The sequence below is a fragment of the Streptomyces sp. NPDC050806 genome, from assembly GCF_055586425.1.
This window is the reverse complement of sequence record NZ_JBVJIF010000004.1, coordinates 668,079-684,211: the sequence shown is the minus strand read 5'-3', so window position 1 is coordinate 684,211 and position 16,133 is coordinate 668,079. Positions and strand designations below refer to the sequence as shown.

The 16,133-nt window shown below is 72.4% G+C and carries 16 protein-coding genes; 9 read left to right on the top strand and 7 right to left on the bottom strand.

Features of this window, described 5'->3' with window-relative positions:
- Positions 1 to 206: 206 nt before the first annotated feature.
- From ACZ6WH_RS15840 to ACZ6WH_RS15830, 3 genes are all read right to left on the bottom strand, one after another.
- A complete protein-coding gene (locus ACZ6WH_RS15840) occupies positions 207 to 1,748 on the bottom strand; it encodes a 3-hydroxyacyl-CoA dehydrogenase (RefSeq protein ID WP_469728872.1) in 1,542 nt (513 codons plus the stop codon).
- 306 nt (positions 1,749 to 2,054) lie between these two features.
- Positions 2,055 to 2,834, bottom strand: coding sequence for a CoA-transferase subunit beta (locus tag ACZ6WH_RS15835; RefSeq protein ID WP_469728871.1), 780 nt, complete (start codon positions 2,832 to 2,834; stop codon positions 2,055 to 2,057).
- Positions 2,831 to 3,751, bottom strand: a complete 921-nt coding sequence (locus ACZ6WH_RS15830; RefSeq protein ID WP_469728977.1) for a CoA transferase subunit A — start codon at positions 3,749 to 3,751, stop codon at positions 2,831 to 2,833. The genes ACZ6WH_RS15835 and ACZ6WH_RS15830 overlap by 4 nt, the downstream gene beginning before the upstream one ends.
- A 149-nt stretch (positions 3,752 to 3,900) precedes the next feature.
- On the opposite strand from ACZ6WH_RS15830, the gene ACZ6WH_RS15825 reads away from it, so the two are divergent.
- The 9 genes from ACZ6WH_RS15825 (at position 3,901) to ACZ6WH_RS15785 (ending at position 13,562) form a co-directional block, all read left to right on the top strand.
- On the top strand, positions 3,901 to 4,815 hold the full coding sequence (locus tag ACZ6WH_RS15825; RefSeq protein WP_432860770.1) for a LysR family transcriptional regulator: 915 nt from the start codon (positions 3,901 to 3,903) through the stop codon (positions 4,813 to 4,815).
- A 120-nt stretch (positions 4,816 to 4,935) separates the two neighbouring features.
- Positions 4,936 to 6,156, top strand: a complete 1,221-nt coding sequence (locus tag ACZ6WH_RS15820) for an acetyl-CoA C-acetyltransferase (protein WP_469728868.1) — start codon at positions 4,936 to 4,938, stop codon at positions 6,154 to 6,156.
- 160 nt (positions 6,157 to 6,316) lie between these two features.
- Positions 6,317 to 7,669: an MFS transporter gene (locus ACZ6WH_RS15815; RefSeq protein WP_469728867.1), complete on the top strand. Its 1,353-nt coding sequence runs from the start codon at positions 6,317 to 6,319 to the stop codon at positions 7,667 to 7,669.
- 28 nt (positions 7,670 to 7,697) lie between these two features.
- Positions 7,698 to 8,474 (top strand): alpha/beta fold hydrolase, encoded by a 777-nt coding sequence (locus ACZ6WH_RS15810; protein ID WP_469728865.1) that lies wholly within the window; start codon positions 7,698 to 7,700, stop codon positions 8,472 to 8,474.
- A 167-nt stretch (positions 8,475 to 8,641) separates the two neighbouring features.
- Entirely contained in the window at positions 8,642 to 9,133 is a 492-nt protein-coding gene (locus tag ACZ6WH_RS15805) for a helix-turn-helix domain-containing protein (protein WP_361561321.1), read from the top strand.
- Positions 9,120 to 9,800, top strand: coding sequence for a hypothetical protein (locus ACZ6WH_RS15800; protein WP_469728863.1), 681 nt, complete (start codon positions 9,120 to 9,122; stop codon positions 9,798 to 9,800). The genes ACZ6WH_RS15805 and ACZ6WH_RS15800 overlap by 14 nt, the downstream gene beginning before the upstream one ends.
- The gene (locus ACZ6WH_RS15795) at positions 9,793 to 11,007 is read left to right on the top strand and encodes an MAB_1171c family putative transporter (RefSeq protein WP_469728861.1); all 1,215 of its coding nucleotides are present in this window, start codon (positions 9,793 to 9,795) and stop codon (positions 11,005 to 11,007) included. Before ACZ6WH_RS15800 ends, ACZ6WH_RS15795 begins: the two co-directional genes overlap by 8 nt.
- A 172-nt stretch (positions 11,008 to 11,179) precedes the next feature.
- Positions 11,180 to 12,406 (top strand): cytochrome P450 family protein, encoded by a 1,227-nt coding sequence (locus ACZ6WH_RS15790; RefSeq protein WP_432860782.1) that lies wholly within the window; start codon positions 11,180 to 11,182, stop codon positions 12,404 to 12,406.
- A gap of 172 nt (positions 12,407 to 12,578) precedes the next feature.
- Positions 12,579 to 13,562 carry a D-alanyl-D-alanine carboxypeptidase family protein gene (locus ACZ6WH_RS15785; protein ID WP_469728859.1) on the top strand — a complete coding sequence of 328 codons (984 nt, stop codon included), beginning with the start codon at positions 12,579 to 12,581 and terminating at the stop codon, positions 13,560 to 13,562.
- A 42-nt stretch (positions 13,563 to 13,604) separates the two neighbouring features.
- On the opposite strand, the gene ACZ6WH_RS15780 is transcribed toward ACZ6WH_RS15785, so the two are convergent.
- The 4 genes from ACZ6WH_RS15780 to ACZ6WH_RS15765 all read right to left on the bottom strand — a co-directional run bounded on the left by ACZ6WH_RS15780 (position 13,605) and on the right by ACZ6WH_RS15765 (position 16,119).
- Complete coding sequence (locus ACZ6WH_RS15780) at positions 13,605 to 14,186, bottom strand: DUF309 domain-containing protein (protein ID WP_469728975.1); 582 nt, start codon at positions 14,184 to 14,186, stop codon at positions 13,605 to 13,607.
- Between the two features lie 74 nt (positions 14,187 to 14,260).
- On the bottom strand, positions 14,261 to 14,593 hold the full coding sequence (locus tag ACZ6WH_RS15775; RefSeq protein WP_469728857.1) for a DUF427 domain-containing protein: 333 nt from the start codon (positions 14,591 to 14,593) through the stop codon (positions 14,261 to 14,263).
- A gap of 87 nt (positions 14,594 to 14,680) precedes the next feature.
- Positions 14,681 to 15,160: a thioesterase family protein gene (locus tag ACZ6WH_RS15770; protein WP_469728855.1), complete on the bottom strand. Its 480-nt coding sequence runs from the start codon at positions 15,158 to 15,160 to the stop codon at positions 14,681 to 14,683.
- The gene (locus ACZ6WH_RS15765; protein WP_432860790.1) at positions 15,157 to 16,119 is read right to left on the bottom strand and encodes a 3-hydroxyacyl-CoA dehydrogenase NAD-binding domain-containing protein; all 963 of its coding nucleotides are present in this window, start codon (positions 16,117 to 16,119) and stop codon (positions 15,157 to 15,159) included. The genes ACZ6WH_RS15770 and ACZ6WH_RS15765 overlap by 4 nt, the downstream gene beginning before the upstream one ends.
- Positions 16,120 to 16,133 lie beyond the last annotated feature (14 nt).

The following is a 16,133-nucleotide window of genomic DNA, read 5'->3' as shown; positions in this document are numbered from 1 at the left end:
AAAGAGGAACCCGGGGCGGGTCTTGTCCTTGCTGGTCAGGTGCTCTCTGCGGGACATTGACGGGAGTTGAGTGGCGAGTGCATGACAATGAGTGCTGGGTGCTGGGTGCGCCGTGGCGTGCGCGGCCGCGGCGCACCGGGCAGTCAGGGCATGATCAGCGGTGCGCCGCGGCCGGGTCGGAGGCAGGCTCCGGGCCTGCGGCAGGCTCAGCCGGCCTGCGGGAACGGGCTGTTGCCCGGGTCGGTGAGGGACATCCCCAGCTGGGCGCGCTCGGTGAGCCAGCGGGTGGGGCGGTACCGCGGATCGCCCGTCGTGCGGTGCAGCGCCTGCTGAAGCGCGAGCAGCCGGGGAGCGCCGATGGTGTCGCCCCAGGCCAGCGGCCCGTGCGGATAGCCCAGACCGGTGGTGACGGCGAGGTCGATGTCGGCCGGTGCCGCGAGGCCGCGCTCCGCGATGGACGCCGCGACCGACACGATCGAGGCGAGCAGCCGCTGCGCCACGGAACCCGCGGCGTCCCGTACGACGGTCACCGCGTACGGTTCCGCGTCGCCGCCCGCCGCCGCGAGGACCGCACGGGCGTCGCCCGCCACCTCCGGGTCGGTGGCCGGCGTGGCGGCCAGCACCCGGCGCCGGGTGGCGAGGGACAGCGGGTCGACGCCCAGGGTGCGGGCCGGGGGCAGGCCCAGCCCCGCCACCGCTTCGGCGACCGTCGTGCCCCAGGTGGCGACCAGGACCAGCGAGTCGTCGCCCGGGCGTTCGGCCTCGTCGAGCACCGCTCCGGACGCGGCGAGCGCCGAGCGCAGCGCCTCCGTGCCGGGGCCCGTGCCCGCCACCCGTACGGGCCGCTTGGCGTCGCCGGTGACGGGCGGTTCGGGGACGGCGGCCGGCGTCGGGTCCTCGGGGCCGTACGCGTACCAGCCCCGGCCCGTCTTGCGGCCGTGCAGCCCCGCGGTCACCCGGTTGGGGGTGAGGAAGGACGGGCGGAGCCGGTCGGAGTGGCGGAAGCCGTGCCAGATCGTGTCGATGACCGCGGCGGTCACGTCGAGCCCGGTGAGGTCCATCAGCTCGAACGGGCCCATCTTCAGGCCGAGCACGTCCCGCGCGACACGGTCGATGCCGGGCACGTCGGCGACGTTCTCCTCCAGCAGCGCCAGCGCCTCGGTGGCCAGGCCGCGCCCGGCGTGGTTGACGAGGAACCCGGGGGTGTCGGCGACCACCACGGCACGGTGGCCGGTGCCGGTCACCAGCCCGGTGAGCAGCTCCGGGATCTCCGGCCGGGTCGCCGCGCCCGGCACCACCTCCACGATCCTCATCAACGGTACGGGGTTGAAGAAATGCAGGCCCGCCAGGCGCGACGGATCCGCCAGCGTGGCGCCGATCGCGGTGACGGACAGGGAGGAGGTGTTGGTCGCGAAGACCGTGGACGCGGGGAGTGCCTCGGCCAGCTTGCCGAAGACCTCGGCCTTGGTGTCCAGGTCCTCCCGGGCCGCCTCGATGACCAGCTCGACGTCGTCACCGGGCGCCCAGGGGGAGTCCAGCGGCACGATGCGGGCGAGCGTGTCCGCCGCTTCGCCTTCCGTGATCCGGCCCTTGGCGGCGGCCCGGTCGAGCATGCCCCGCACGAAGTCGACGGCCGCGCCGACCGCCTCCGTACGGATGTCGGCCAGCTCGACGGTGTGCCCGGCGGTGGCGGCCCACTGGGCGATGCCGCGGCCCATCACGCCGGCGCCCACGATCCTGATTCGCATGTTGGATACTCCCTTGGTTCTTGGGCGGGGGCGCTGCTGGATTGGTTCCTTGGCGGGGGGCCGCTCTTCGATTCCTTGGCGGGGCCGTTCCTCGGTTCCTTGGCGGGGCCGTTCCTCGATCCCTTGGCGGGGCCGTTCCTCGATCCCCTGGCAGGGCCCCTCCCTCTCCCCACAAGGAAAGTCCCGTCCCCACGAAGAGAGCCCCGTGGCCGAGACCCCCTCCCCCGCCTCCACCACACTCCTCGTGACGTTACTCCCACTCACTGACAACCCGCGGGTTGTCCACAGTGGGTTGTCCACAGGCCCTCAGCGCAGATAGACCCGCCCCGGGTCGACATCCTCGCGCAGCAGCCGCAGTTCATCCGCGCCGGGCGGGCGGACCGTCTCCACCGTGTCGGCGACCGCGAGGTCCCAGCCGGTGTTCTCGCGTACCTGGTCCACCGTCACGCCCGGGTGCACGGCCACCAGCGTCAGTTCCTGCCCGACGCCCGTACGGGCCAGGATGCCCAGCTCGGTGATGACCCGGGTGACGCCCGTGCCGAGCGGGCGCACACCCTCTTCGAGTGCGCGGTCGGGGCCCGGCGTGGTGCAGAAGTCCAGCTCCTCGGTGAACGAGCGCGGGTCGTGGCGGCGCATCACCACGAACACCTCGCGGGAGTTGGCCATCACCTCGATCGCGCCGCCGGATCCGGGCAGCCGCACCTTCGGCGCGTCCCAGTCACCGATGACGGAGGTGTTGAGGTTGCCCCACTTGTCGATCTGCGCGGCACCGAGGAACCCCACGTCGATATGGCCGCCCTGGAGGACGTACCCGAAGAGCGCGGGCATCGAGAGGACCGCCTCGGCGCCGGTGATCAGCACCGCGTCGGCGATCGTCTCGGGCAGGTGCGAGGGGTGCGCGCCGCACACCCCGGACTCGTACACGATCTCCAGCCGCGGGGCGACCGTGAGGTGCGCGAGCGAGGCGGCGAGCGTGGGCAGCCCGATGCCGGCGAACACCGTGCGGCGCGCCGCCAGTTCACGCGAGGCGACGACGGCGAGCAGCTCCGACGACGTCACGCCGGTAGTGGTGGTCAGGTCCGTCATCCCAGTCGCCTCCCGTAGTTGACCGGCAGGCTCAGCGCCTCGCCGACGGCGAGGGAGTCCCAGAACTCCTCGCCGAGCTTGCTGACGTACTCCGCGTGGTCCGCGGTGCCGTACACCCACTCCTTCAGCCAGTCCTGGAGCCGGTCGGGGTCCTTGCTGATGCCGGACCAGGCGCGGTAGAAGGCGTTGTCCCGGTCGTAGTAGCCCTGCGCGAAGGACGGGTGGGCGCCGCGCGGGCAGGCCACCACCGCGTCCACCGCGTGCGAGGGGATCACCGTGCGGTTGGGGTCGGAGCGGACGACCTCGTCCTCGACGATCTCCTCGACGACCACGACCGCCTTGTCCGCCGCGTAGACCGCCTCCGCCTGGACGCCGGTCAGGCCCCAGATCTGGGTGTTGCCGCTGCGGTCGGCGCGCTGCGCGTGAATGATCGTCACGTCCGGGTTGACCGGCGGCACGACGTACACCTGCTCCGGTTCGCCGTCCGGGCCCGGGTAGGGCGAAGTGACCTTGCGCAGGCCCTCGTTGACGGAGGGCAGGTCGCTGCCGCCGTACGAGCGCAGCGGGTGGAACGGCAGCCGCTGGGCGCCCGCGAGGTAGCGGCAGATCATGCCGTAGTGGCTGTACTCCTCGAAGTCCAGCGGCTCCGGATCGGCCTTCTCCACCCGGCGCCGCAGCTCACCCAGCGAACCGGCCGAGGAGTTGCCGACGAACGAGGAGACCAGCCGGGACACGCAGCCGGCGGCGAGCATCTGGTCCACGACGATGTCCGCGGTCATCCGGACGACGGTGAGGTCCCGGCGGCCCTGCCGGATGATCTCGTGCCCGGCGGCGGTGGGGATGAGGTGCGTGAAGCCTTCGAGGGAGACGGTGTCCCCGTCATGGACGAAGGAGGAGACGGCCTCCCGCATCGTCATGGTCTTGTCCACGGTGCTCCTCGGCGTGCGGGGTGTGGATCCGGTCCCGCTTACCGTTTCACCGGCCATTGATCTCCGTCCAATACCGAATTAAGGTCAGACTGATATCGGAAAGGAAATAGTCGGCTCGCGGGAACGGACGGAACGGTATGGAGCTGCGGCATCTCACCGCCTTTGTCGCGGTGGCCGAGGAGCTGCACTTCGGGCGGGCCGCCAAGCGCCTGCAGATGGCGCAGCCGCCGCTCAGCCAGCAGATCCGCCAGCTGGAGAAGGAGCTGGGCGTCCAGCTCTTCGAGCGCAACACCCGCTCGGTCCGGCTCACCAGCGCGGGCCAGTCCTTCCTTGATCCCGTACGCACGGTCCTCGCCGACCTGGACACCGCGACCCGCGCCGCCAAGGCCGCCGGGCGCGGTGAGTACGGCCGGGTCACCATCGGTTTCGCCGGTGCCTCCACGCACGAGACGCTGCCGCTGCTCACGCGCGCCGTGCGGGCCGCGCACCCGGCGCTGGAGCTGGTGATGAAGGGCCAGACGTACGCCAACGTCGCGCTGGCCGGGGTCGCCGACGGCTCGCTCGACCTCGGCTTCGTCCGCCTCCCGGTCACCCAGGCGGGCGTCACGACCCGGGTGATCGACGAGGAGGAGCTGGTCTGCGCGCTGCCCTCGGACCACCCGCTGGCCCGCCGCCGGCGCATCCCCATCGCCGCGCTGGCCGACGAGCCGTTCGTCAGCTTTCCCGCCAACGCCGGGTCCACGGTCCGGGACGCCACCGTCCGGGCGTGCGAGGACGCCGGGTTCAACCCGCGGGTGGTGCAGGAGGCGCCCGACTCGTACACGATCCTGGCGCTGGTCGCCGCGGGCGTGGGCGTCACCCTCACCGTCACCTCCTGCCAGCACATCCAGCAGACCGGGCTGGTCTACCGGCCGCTGGCGGGCCCGCCGATCCGGCTGCAGGCCGCGCTGGCCTGGCGTCCGGACAACCCCTCGGCGGCCCTGCGTACCGTCCTCGCGGTGGCCGAGGAAGCGCTGCCCACGCCTGAAGGGAAGGCTCCGGTTCGCTCCTGACCTGCGGCGATCTCGGATTGATAAGGCTGGCGTCCGAATCCTGGCCGAATTGGATATTGGACCGGCTCAGTACTCGGGTGGAAAAGTCACCGGGAAGCGCCCACCAGGAAAGGCCGTGGCATGTCCGAGCCCACAGAAATCGTCCTCTGCGAACCGCTGCGCACCCCGATCGGCAAGTTCGGCGGCGCGCTGGCCGGACAGCGCCCCGCCGCCCTGGCCGCCCTGCTGATCGGCGAGATCGTCCGCCGGACCGGCGTCGCGCCCGAGAAGGTCGACGAAGTGATCCTCGGCCACGCCTGGCCCACCTCCGACGCGCCGGCCATCGGCCGGGTGGCCGCCCTGGACGCCGGCCTGCCCGACACCGTCACCGGCGTGCAGGTCGACCGCCGCTGCGGTTCCGGCCTGCAGGCCGTGCTGGACGCCGCGATGCAGATCAAGGCGGGCTTCAGCGACGTGGTGATCGCCGGCGGCGTGGACGTGATGAGCGCGGCGCCGTACTACACCCACGACGGCCGCTGGGGCATCAAGGGCCCGAACCTCACCCTGCACGACTCCCTCACCCGCGGCCGGGTGACCGCGGGCGGGGCCAACCACCCGATCCCCGGCGGCATGATCGAGACCGCCGAGAACCTGCGCCGCCGGTACGGCATCAGCCGCGCCGATCAGGACGCGCTGGCGCTCCGCTCGCAGCAGCGGGCCGGACGCGCCATCGAGGCGGGCCTCTTCGACGAGGAGATCGTGCCGGTCACCGTGCGCGGCCGGAAGGGTGACACCGTCGTCTCCGCCGACGAGCACCCGCGCCCGGAGACCACCGCCGAGCAGCTGGCCAAGCTCAAGCCGATCATGGGCAGGCAGGACCCCGAGGCCACCGTCACCGCGGGCAACGCCAGCGGCCAGAACGACGCCGCCGCTGCCTGCCTGGTCACCAGCGCCGCCACCGCCGAGCGGCTGGGCCTCGCCCCGATCGTGCGGCTCGTCTCCTTCGCGCGGACCGGCTGCGCCCCGGAGACCATGGGTCTCGGCCCGGTCGGCGCCACCCGCTCGGCGCTGGACAAGGCGGGCCTGAAGCTTGCCGAGATGGACCTCATCGAGCTGAACGAGGCGTTCGCCGCACAGGTGCTGGCCTGCACCAAGGAGCTGGGCCTCGGCGAGGCCGACCACGAGCGGCTCAACGTCAACGGCTCCGGCGTCTCCCTCGGCCATCCCGTCGGCGCCACCGGCACCCGCATCCTGGCCACCCTCGCCCGCGAGATGAAGCGCCGCGAGGCCCGCTACGGCCTGGAGACCATGTGCATCGGCGGCGGCCAGGGACTCGCGGCCGTCTTCGAGCGGATCGCCTGACACCCGGCTGATCCCGCGTACGGAGCCCCTCCGTCACGGAGTTCCTCCGCACCCGTACAAGTACATCGCGCACCACCCGTACCACCCAGGGGCGCCGCTCGGGACGACGCGGTGCCCATGGTGTCCCCTTCCCCTGCTCAAAGACGCCCAGGGAGTCCGTATGAGTGCGCCCACCGCGCCCACCGCACGCGACCGCACCAGAGCCGCCAACCGCGCCGGGATCGGCGCCTTCATCGGCTCCACCATCGAGTGGTTCGACTTCTACATCTACGGCACCGCGTCGGCCCTCGTCTTCGACAAGGTCTTCTTCCCCGAACTGGACGGCGCCCTCGGCACGCTGGTCGCCTTCGCGACCTTCTGGGTCGGCTTCCTGGCCCGGCCGCTCGGCGGCATCGTCTTCGGGCACTACGGTGACCGGCTCGGCCGCAAGAAGACCCTCGTCATCACCCTGCTGATGATGGGCGTGTCCACCACGGCCATCGGGCTGCTGCCCGGCTACGCCTCCATCGGCGTCGCGGCGCCGGTCCTGCTCGTGGCGATACGCATGATCCAGGGCATCGGCCTGGGCGGCGAGTGGGGCGGCTCCGTCCTGATCGCCTCCGAGTCGGCGCCCAAGGGCAAGTCCGTGCTGTACGGGGCCTTCGCGCAGCAGGGCTCGCCCGTCGGCAACACCCTCAGCACCCTGTCCTTCCTGGCCATCAGCCGGCTGCCCGACGACGCCTTCACCTCCTGGGGCTGGCGGGTGCCGTTCCTCGCCTCCGCGCTGCTGGTCATGGTCGGCCTCTTCGTCCGGCTGAAGGTCGCCGAATCCCCGGCGATGGCGAAGCTGATCGAGAAGAAGGAGGTCGCGAAGCTGCCGCTGACCGAGGTGCTGCGCAGCCACCCGATGCTGATCGTCCTGGGTATCGGCGCCTGCACCATCGGCCTGTCGGCCACGTACTTCAAGTCCACCTTCGCGCTGTCCTGGGCGACCAGCGCCCTGGACTTCGACCGCAGCTCCTTCCTCACGATCATCCTGGTCGCCAACATCACCCAGATCATCGTGCAGCCCTTCGGCGCGGTCCTCGCCACGCGGATGAAGAGCTGGTCGCGCGCCGTCTGCCTGATGCTGATCCCCGAACTGTTCCTGATGCCGGTGATGTTCCTCCTCATCGGCACCGAGAACCACGGCCTGGCGATGTTCGGCGTCGCGGTCGCCACCGTCCCGCACTGCCTGTACTACGCGGCGCTGGCCGGCATGCTCGCCAGCCGCTTCCCCGCGCACCTGCGGTACACCGGCATCTCGCTCTGCTACCAGCTGTGCGGCACGCTGCTGGGCGGCACCACCCCGATCATCGGCCAGTCGCTGCTGAACTGGACCGGCTCGATCACCGCGGTCATCGTCTACGCGGTCTTCCAGGTCGCCCTGACCATGGGCTGCATGCTGCTGCTCCTGCGCCGCCCGAACCACGACGAGACGGCGGGGGACGCCGCGGCGGGGGTGCCCGTCACCGCGCCGCTGCCCGCGCGGTAGGAAGGGCGGCGGGCCGGCTGGGATGCTCGTGGACGTCCGTACGTCCGACGCCCACGAGGAAGGCCCCGCCGTGCCCGCCCCCGAGTCCTTCGTCCGCCTGCGCGGCCGCCGCTTCGCCTGCCTCGACTCCGGCGGTCCGGGCCCCGTCCTGCTCGCGCTGCACGGACTCTCCGACCACGGCGGCCCCTACACCCCGGACGCGTACGTGGCGGACGCGGCGGCCCTCCTGCGCGCCCTGGACGCCGGCCCCGCGGCCGTACTCGGCCACTCCATGGGCGGCGCCGTCGCCTTCCTGCTCGCCGAACGCCACCCCGACCTCGTGCGGGCCCTCGTCGTGGCGGACATGACCGTACGCAACCACGAGCCCGAGACGCGGCCCGTCCTGGACGTGTCGCGGTGGCCGCGCCGCACTCCCTCGCGCGCGGCCCTGCGCGCCGCCATCGAGGCGCGGGGCATCCCGGACGCCGGCTACTTCCTGGACAGCGCGGCGGAGTTCGAGGACGGCTGGGGGCTGCTCTTCGACACGGACGGCATGATGGCCTCGCAACGCGCCTTCACCGGCGACTTCTGCGCCCGGTGGGCCGCCTCCCGGCAGCCGGCCCTGCTGCTCAGGGCGGGCGAGAGCTTCCTGCTGACGCGGGCCACCGCGGAGTGGATGGCCGCTGCCCGGCCGCACACCGCACTCACCGAGTTCCCCGGCTGCGGGCACTGGCTGCACGCCGACGACCCCGCAGGGTTCGCGCGGGCCGTCGGCGGATTTCTCGACACCGTCCGTATCCGGGGAACCTTCTCAACCACGAGTTGATGCACGCACGCACCGGGAAGAGGTGACTGTCCGTAGGTGGACTGGTGCGTGTCGTTCCGCTCATGAAAGGATGAGCGCAGCGGAGAGCGCGCGACTCAACTGTCCGTTGGGTGCGCGCGTCGTTCGGCCGCTGCTGGGACCAGGACAGACAGGGATGGGGCACGGACATGGCGCGAGGAGGCGACGGTACGCCGAAGAGCGAGCACAGCCCGCTCGCCGAGCGGCTGAACCACCTCTTCGCCCATATGCACCCGCCCGGCGCGCCGTACACCAACGCCTACGTCGCCGAGGAGATCAGCGAGGGCGCCGAGTACGGTGACGTGACGCTCTCCGAGCAGTACCTGTCCATGCTCCGCAAGGGCAGGCGCACCAACCCCAGCCACGAAGTGCTGCGCGCGCTCGCCAAGTTCTTCGCGGTGCCGGTCGGCTATCTGGTGGGGGACCTCTCCCAGCCGCAGGCCGACCGGGTGGAGGAGGAACTGAGCTTCCTCGCGGCCATGCGCGACCAGCGGGTGCGGACCATCGCGCTGCGCTCGGTCGGTCTGCCGCCCGAGGTGCAGGACAGTCTCACGACGATCATCTCCCAGTTCCGGCAGCAGATGGACCTGCCGCCGGACCCGCCGGCGACCAGCGGTGAGGAACCGCATGCCGGCCACTGACGAGCAGCTCTTCGTCGCCTGGCGGCGGACGGGATTCGAGGACGGTACGGCCATGCGGGTACGGCGCATACGCCGGAGGTGCAAGCAGCTCGTCCAGGAGCTGGCGCTGCCCGCCGCGACCGACCTGACCGGCCTGTGCGAGGTCGTGGCACGGCGCGTGGGGCGTCCCGTGCGCATCGCGCCGATGAGCCTGGGCGGCGTGGTCTCCGGCATGACAGCGGGCACCGACGACGGCTGGTGGGTCTTCTACGAGCGGCAGACCTCGCCCTGGCACCAGACCCACATCGTCCTCCACGAGCTGAGCCACCTCCTCCTCGGCCACGAGCAGGACCCCACCGTCACCGAGAACGCGCTGAAGGTCTGGACGCCCACCATGGACGTCGCCACGGCCGCCCGGCGGATGGGCCTGACCGCCCGCTTCGCGCGCCACCACTGCTACGACGACGCCACCGAGCGCGAGACCGAGGTCCTCGGCACGCTCCTCATGGCGCACCTGGTGCCCGCCACCGCCAAGGACGATCCGCCGCTCAGCGGTGACGCGGCCGAGATCGCCGCCGCGCTGGGCCCGGCGCTCAAGCACATCCGCCGCGAGCTGGACGGCGCCCGGGACAGCGGCCCGGAGGACCGGGGGACCGGCTCCGAGGACGGAGGGCCGCCGCGTGTTTGACGTGGTCTATCTCTGCTTCGCGGCCGTCGCCTGGGGGCTCGCGGGCTACAAGTTCCGCGCCTGGCTGCGCGACCGCGCCAACGCCGACCTGGGCCTGACGTCCCTGATGACGGCGGGCGTCGCCACGGTGTTCCTGTTCTCGGCGCCGAGCCTGTACCGCGCCTTCGACCGGTTCACCGGCGTCGCCAACCTCGCCATGGTCTTCCTGTACTCCTCCGTCGTGGTCTTCGCGGCCGGCGCCCTGGTGCTGCTGCTGCGCTGGACCGGCGGCGAGGACGAGGCGGCCCGCCGCCGGGCCCGCGGCCGCACCCGTACGGTCCTCGGGCTCGTCGTGGTGGCGTGGGCGGTGGCCGTCACCGGCTTCGCCGTCGGCCGCCCGGACTCCGTGGAGCACCCGCGGGACTTCAGCACCGCGTACACCGACGCGCCCGGCGTCATGGTCTTCCTGATGCTGTACCTGGCCATCTTCGGCGCCAGCCTGGCCGGGCTCGGCACCCTCTGCCCGCGCTACGCCACCAAGGTCGGCCCGTCCTGGCTGGCCCGCGGCCTGCGCGTGCTGGCCGCCGGCTGCTGGCTGGGCCTGCTGTACTGCGCCTGCAAGCTCATCGGCTTCGCGCTCTCCTGGGCCGGCAGCCCGGCGCTGTGGCTCTCCAACGGCGTGGCCCCGCTGAGCGCTTCGGTCGCCGCGATCCTCGTCCTCATCGGGTTCGCGCTGCCCGCCGCCGGTCCCCGCGCCTCCGCCTGGCGCCGGCTGCGCCGCCTCTCGCCCCTGTGGCGCGAGGCCACCGCGCACGCCCCGGAGGTGACGATGGAGGGCTCGCGGCCGGGCGGCTGGCCCTTCGCCGACCTGGAGTGGCGGGCCAACCGCCAGATGGCGGAGATCCGCGACGTACAGCGCGGCATCCGCCGGTACGTCGAGGCCGACGCCGTGGACTTCGCCCGCGAGCGGGCCCGCGCGGTGGGCATCGAGGCGGCGCAACTGGCCGCGGTGGCCGAGGCGGTGGCGCTGCGCAGGGGCCTGGACAACCGGCAGGCCGGCCGGCTCCCGGAGCCGTACGCCGAATCCGTCGTCGTCACCACCGACATGGCGCCGGCCGCGGAGTACGAACACCTGGCACTGGTCGCGGACGTCTACCGCTCGTCCCTGGCCGAGACGGTCCTCGCCGAGTTGCAACAACGCAGCACCGTGCAGGAGCGGGGGGCATAGCGCCGCGAGGCGCACCACAGACAAGGTGGCTCGGTACGGGGGTCCGAACCGCCTACGGCACAGGGCGGCACGGGGCTTCGGCCCCGGGGCCGCCCTGTGCTCTGTCCGCTGCCGAAGACGGGCCCCGCCCCGGGTGGGGGCGACCGGCCGGCACCCCATAAGGTCGGGATCCATGCAGAAGACCCCCACATCCGACCGCCCGGACCCCCTCGACCCGACGATGCTGCTGGACGACCCGTACGCGGCGTACGAGGGGCTGCGGGAGGCCGGTCCGGTGCACCGGATCACCGGTCCCGACGGGCAGCCCGCCTGGCTCGTCACCCGCTACGCCGACGTCCGCAGCGGTCTGGCCGACCCCCGGCTCGCACTGGACAAGCGCAACAGCTCGAACGGTTACCGGGGTTTCTCCCTGCCGCCGGCCCTGGACGCCAACCTGCTGAACATGGACCCGCCGGACCACACCCGCGTCCGCCGCCTGGTGGTGAAGGCGTTCACGCCCGGCCGCGTCGAGAAGCTGCGCGCTCCCGTGGCGAAGGTCGCGCAGGACCTGCTGGACGCCGTCGAGCCCAAGGGCACCGCCGACCTGATCGCCGACTTCGCGGGCCCGCTGCCGATCATCGTCATCTGCGACCTGCTGGGGGTACCGGAGACCGACCGGCACGACTTCCGCTCCTGGACCGACGCGCTCATCACGCCCGACCCGTCCCGGCCCGAGGCGATGAAGGAGGCGATCGGTGCCATGCTGCGCTTCTTCACCGGGCTGATCGCCACCAAGCGCGCCGAGCCGGGGGACGACCTGCTCTCCGACCTGATCGCCGTGCGCGACGAGGCGGATTCCGACGGCGGGGTGGCGGGGGACCGGCTCAGCGAGGACGAGCTGACCTCGCTCGCGTTCCTCATCCTCTTCGCGGGCTACGAGAACACCGTCCACCTCATCGGCAACGCCGTCCTCGCACTGCTCGACCACCCGGACGTGCTGGCGGAGTTGCGTGCCGATCCCGGGCTGCTGCCCGCGGCCGTGGAGGAGTTCGCGCGGTACGACGGCCCGGCGCCGCTGGCCATCCGCCGCTTCCCGGTCGAGGACGTGGAGATCGGTGGTGTGCGGATTCCCGCCGGGGAGAGTGTGCTGCTCTCGCTGGCGTCCGCCAACCGTGACCCGGAACGGTTCCCCGAGCCCGCGACACTCGATCCGCACCGCGATATTTTCGGCCATCTCGCGCTCGGTCACGGCATCCATTACTGCCTCGGCGCTCCGCTCGCCAGAATGGAGACGCAGACGGCCCTCAACGCCGTGATTCAGCGTTTCCCAGGGCTTCGCCTGACCGTTGCGAGCACGGAGTTGCGGTGGCGCAGGTCCATCCGAGCGCGTGGCTTGATGTCGCTCCCCGTCGCCTGGTAACAGCGACTCGAACAGGCTTTTCCTGCATAACCGTTCCGGCATGCGGTAGAAAGGTTCTGAGCCCGCCCGGTGTGCATCCCCCGTCGCACCGGGCGGGCCTTCCGCTGCGACACGTGAGCCGTCTGGCGCATCAGGTACTGCGCGTGACCGCTTGTTTCCCTAGCGTGGTTCCATGGGAACCGACACCGCTTCGACCAGGACCACGGGCACCCTGACGGCCATAGCCGTGGCGGGCGCCCTTCTCGCACTCCCCGCCCCCGCGCATGCCGCGCCGACGACACAGGGCAGGGCACTCCCCGAACGTTCCGCGCCCCATACGGCGGCCTGGCCCGAACCCGTCCTGCCCGGGTCCTTCCTGCCGTCCTTCAGCCCCCGGCGGCCCGCGGCGGCGGCCCCGGCCGGCATCAGCGCCAAGGCCTGGGCGGTCACCGATGCCACGACCGGCCGGGTGGTGGGCTCGAAACAGCAGCATCGCCAGCTGGCCCCGGCCAGCACCCTGAAGACGCTCTTCGCGCTCACCGTCCTGCCGAAGTTCCCCGCCGACATGGTCCGCACGGTCACCGCCGCCGACCTCAAGGGCGTGGGCGAGGGCAGCAGCCTCGTCGGCATCAAGAAGGGGCAGCGCTATACGGTCGCCGACCTGTGGCGGGGCGTCTTCCTCCGCTCCGGCAACGACGCGGTGCACGTCCTGGCGAACATGAACGGCGGCTGGCAGGCCACCGCCAAGGAGATGCAGGCCAAGGCCCGCACGCTCGGCGCCGACGACACGACCGTGAAGACACCGGACGGCTACGACGCGGCCGGGCAGGTCTCCTCGGCGAGCGATCTCGCCCTCTTCGCCCGCAAGGGCCTGCAGAACGCCGACTTCGCGCGGTACTGCGGCACCGTACGGGCCACCTTCCCCGGCGGCGCCAAGGGTGCGCGCGCCATAGTGAACACCAACCGGATGCTGTCCGGCACGAGCGGTGTGAAGCGCTACCCCGGCATCATCGGCGTGAAGAACGGCTACACCAGCAAGGCGGGCAACACCCTCATCGCCGCAGCCAAACGCGACGGACGCACCCTCGTGGTCACCGTCCTCGACCCCAAGAACAGGAAGAACGCGGTCTACAAGGAGGCTGCCGCCCTCCTGAACTGGGGCTTCAAGGCGGGCTGAGGCGCTGTCCCCGGACCCGGGAGCCGGTGCGGCTCCCGGGCTTCAGCGGTCCGCCGCGGCGCGCAGCCGGGGCGCGTGGGCGGCGGCCGGGACCGGGCCCCGCAGCGATCCGGCCAGGTCACCCGCCCAGCGGACGAGCCCGGCGACGTCGATGCCGTGCGGTGCCGAGTCCGCGTACGGCCCGAGCGCTGCGGCGCCGCGGGTCAGCAGCGTGCCGGCGCCCGTGACGTTGCCGCGGGCCGCGTGGGTGAGCCCGACGGCCAGCTGGGCGAGCCCGCGCCACAGCTCGCGCTCCTCCGGCGGCCCGGACTTCCACGCGTCCTCCAGCACCTCGTGGGCGTGGAACGGCATCCCGTCGTCCAGCAACCGCTGCGCCTCCGCCAGCGACTCCGCCGGCTCCCGTACGACGCCCTCCGGCTGCCGGGCGACGCCGGGGGAGCCGTACGGCAGCGGGCGGCCCAGGCCGTCCCGCGGCCGGGCGTTGCGCGCCCGACCCTCGGTGTCCCGGTCCCGGCGCCGGGGCGTCCCGGCGCCGCGCGGGGCCGCCGCCGCGCCGTTCCCGGTGCCGCCGTCGGCCGCCTCCGCCGCGCAGTGCGGGCACGCGGCGGCCGGGTCCTCCCGGATCCGGCCGCACGCGTCGCAGACCCGGTCCAGCCAGCAGGCCGGGTCGCCGCCTTCGTCGTGGCTCCGCGTGCTCATCAGCCGTCGACGACCTCTGTCTCGTAGAAGCAGTAGTGGTCCTTGATCTCCGCCACGGCCTCCTTGGGCTCCGGGTACGCCCACACGGCGTCCTCGGGAGCGTCCGGCAGGGACCAGTAGGACGCGTCGCCCTTGAAGGGGCAGTGGGTCGTGGTCCCGGAGGGGACGAGGCGGTCGGTACGGACGTCCTGCGGCGGCAGGTAGTAGCGGGCCGGATACCCGGTCTCGCGCAGCACCAGCGGCCGGGTGCTGTCGGCGATCACTTCCCCGCCGTGCACCACGCGGACATGGGTGTCGCTCCGCTCGACGGTGATGCGGTGGCCTGTGGTCATCAGTGGTCCTCCCGGACGAGGGACGGTCCCCTCCAGGATGTCACCCACGGACGGTGCGGGCCCGGAACATCCGGACCCGCACCGCTGTCAGACCTCCCGGATGCCCCGCCCCGCCCACTCCGGGGCCGGGGCGGTCAGGGACGTGAGGCGGTCGCGCACCGCGTCGGGCAGCGGTGCCGAGCGGCCGGTGGCCTGGTCGACGTGGAGGGCGAAGAGTTCCTCCGTGGCGACCGGTTCGCCGGCCGGTTCGCCCGCCGCGTCGGCGACGTACATCTCGTGCAGGAAGCGGGCCTTCTTGGTGTCCGCGCCCAGCACGGTGGTACGTACGGCCAGTTCGGCGTCGCGGTCGACCTCGCGGAGGTAGCGGACGTGCGCCTCGACCGTGTACAGCGAGCAGCCGGTCGCCTCGCGGTACTCCGGGCCCAGCCCCGTCTCCGCCATCAGCGCATCGGTGGCGAAGCCGAAGACCAGGACGTAGTACGCCTCACTGAGGTGACCGTTGTAGTCGATCCACTCGTCCTTGACGGTCTGCCGGAAGAGCGGCAGCGCGCCGGCGGCCGCCGTCACTTGGCCCCGCCGAGCCGGCCGGTTGCGCGCAGCACGTTGATGACGCCCTGGTCGCGCTCGGCCACCAGGTCCGCGTACGTCCGCTCGCCCGCCTCGGCCTCGCAGCCGTCGACCATGGCGTCCCGCAGCTCGCGGGTCAGCTCGGGGGCCTCCAGGCGGGTCCACGGGGACTTCAGGGACGGGCCGAAGTGGTCGAGCATGTGGCCCATGCCGCCCTCGCCGCCGGCCAGCGCGAAGGTCAGCAGCGGACCCATGAACGCCCAGCGCAGGCCCGGGCCCTCGGTGATCGAGTCGTCGATGTCCTGCACGCTCGCCTCACCGTTGGCGACCATGTGCAGCGCCTCGCGCCACAGGGCCTCCTGGAGCCGGTTGGCGATGAAGCCGGGCAGCTCGCGGTCCATGGTGATCACGGACTTGCCCGCGATGTCGTAGAAGCGGGAGGCCCACTCGACGGCGGCGCTGTCGGTCTTCTCGCCGCCGACGACCTCGACGAGCGGGATCAGGTACGGCGGGTTGAAGGGGTGGCCGACGACGAGACGGCCGTTGTCGGCGGCGTCGGAGTGCATGTCCGACATCGGGTAGCCGGAGGTGGAGGAGGCGATGACCACGCCGTCGCGGGTGGCGTCGGTCAGCTCGGCCAGCAGCGAGCGCTTCAGCTCCAGCTTCTCCGGGGCGCTCTCCTGCACGAAGTCGGCGTCGGCGACGGCCTCGGCGAGGGTGGGCGCGACGGTGAGGCGGTCCTGCGAGGCGCCTTCGGCGAGCCCCATCTGCTCAAGGGCGGGCCAGGCGGCGGAGACCAGGCGGCGCAGCTTCTCCTCGGCGTCGTCGGCCGGGTCCCAGGCGGTCACGTCGTAACCGCGGGCGAGGAAGTGGGCGACCCAGCCGCCGCCGATCACGCCGGCGCCTATGCAGGCGACCTTGGTGACGTCTTCGGGGGCGAGCGGAGCGGGGGAGGACATGGGGAGGGCTCTCC

Bases quoted from the DNA above. Each gene is read 5' to 3' on its own strand.
- ACZ6WH_RS15840 (WP_469728872.1), bottom strand. From the start codon at position 1,748: ATGCGAATCAGGATCGTGGGCGCCGGCGTGATGGGCCGCGGCATCGCC.
- ACZ6WH_RS15775 (WP_469728857.1), bottom strand. From the start codon at position 14,593: ATGACCACAGGCCACCGCATCACCGTCGAGCGGAGCGACACCCATGTC.
- ACZ6WH_RS15765 (WP_432860790.1), bottom strand. From the start codon at position 16,119: ATGTCCTCCCCCGCTCCGCTCGCCCCCGAAGACGTCACCAAGGTCGCC.
- ACZ6WH_RS15800 (WP_469728863.1), top strand. From the start codon at position 9,120: ATGCCGGCCACTGACGAGCAGCTCTTCGTCGCCTGGCGGCGGACGGGA.
- ACZ6WH_RS15790 (WP_432860782.1), top strand. From the start codon at position 11,180: ATGCAGAAGACCCCCACATCCGACCGCCCGGACCCCCTCGACCCGACG.
- ACZ6WH_RS15825 (WP_432860770.1), top strand. From the start codon at position 3,901: ATGGAGCTGCGGCATCTCACCGCCTTTGTCGCGGTGGCCGAGGAGCTG.
- ACZ6WH_RS15830 (WP_469728977.1), bottom strand. From the start codon at position 3,751: ATGACGATGCGGGAGGCCGTCTCCTCCTTCGTCCATGACGGGGACACC.
- ACZ6WH_RS15785 (WP_469728859.1), top strand. From the start codon at position 12,579: ATGGGAACCGACACCGCTTCGACCAGGACCACGGGCACCCTGACGGCC.
- ACZ6WH_RS15815 (WP_469728867.1), top strand. From the start codon at position 6,317: ATGAGTGCGCCCACCGCGCCCACCGCACGCGACCGCACCAGAGCCGCC.
- ACZ6WH_RS15805 (WP_361561321.1), top strand. From the start codon at position 8,642: ATGGCGCGAGGAGGCGACGGTACGCCGAAGAGCGAGCACAGCCCGCTC.
- ACZ6WH_RS15835 (WP_469728871.1), bottom strand. From the start codon at position 2,834: ATGACGGACCTGACCACCACTACCGGCGTGACGTCGTCGGAGCTGCTC.
- ACZ6WH_RS15820 (WP_469728868.1), top strand. From the start codon at position 4,936: ATGTCCGAGCCCACAGAAATCGTCCTCTGCGAACCGCTGCGCACCCCG.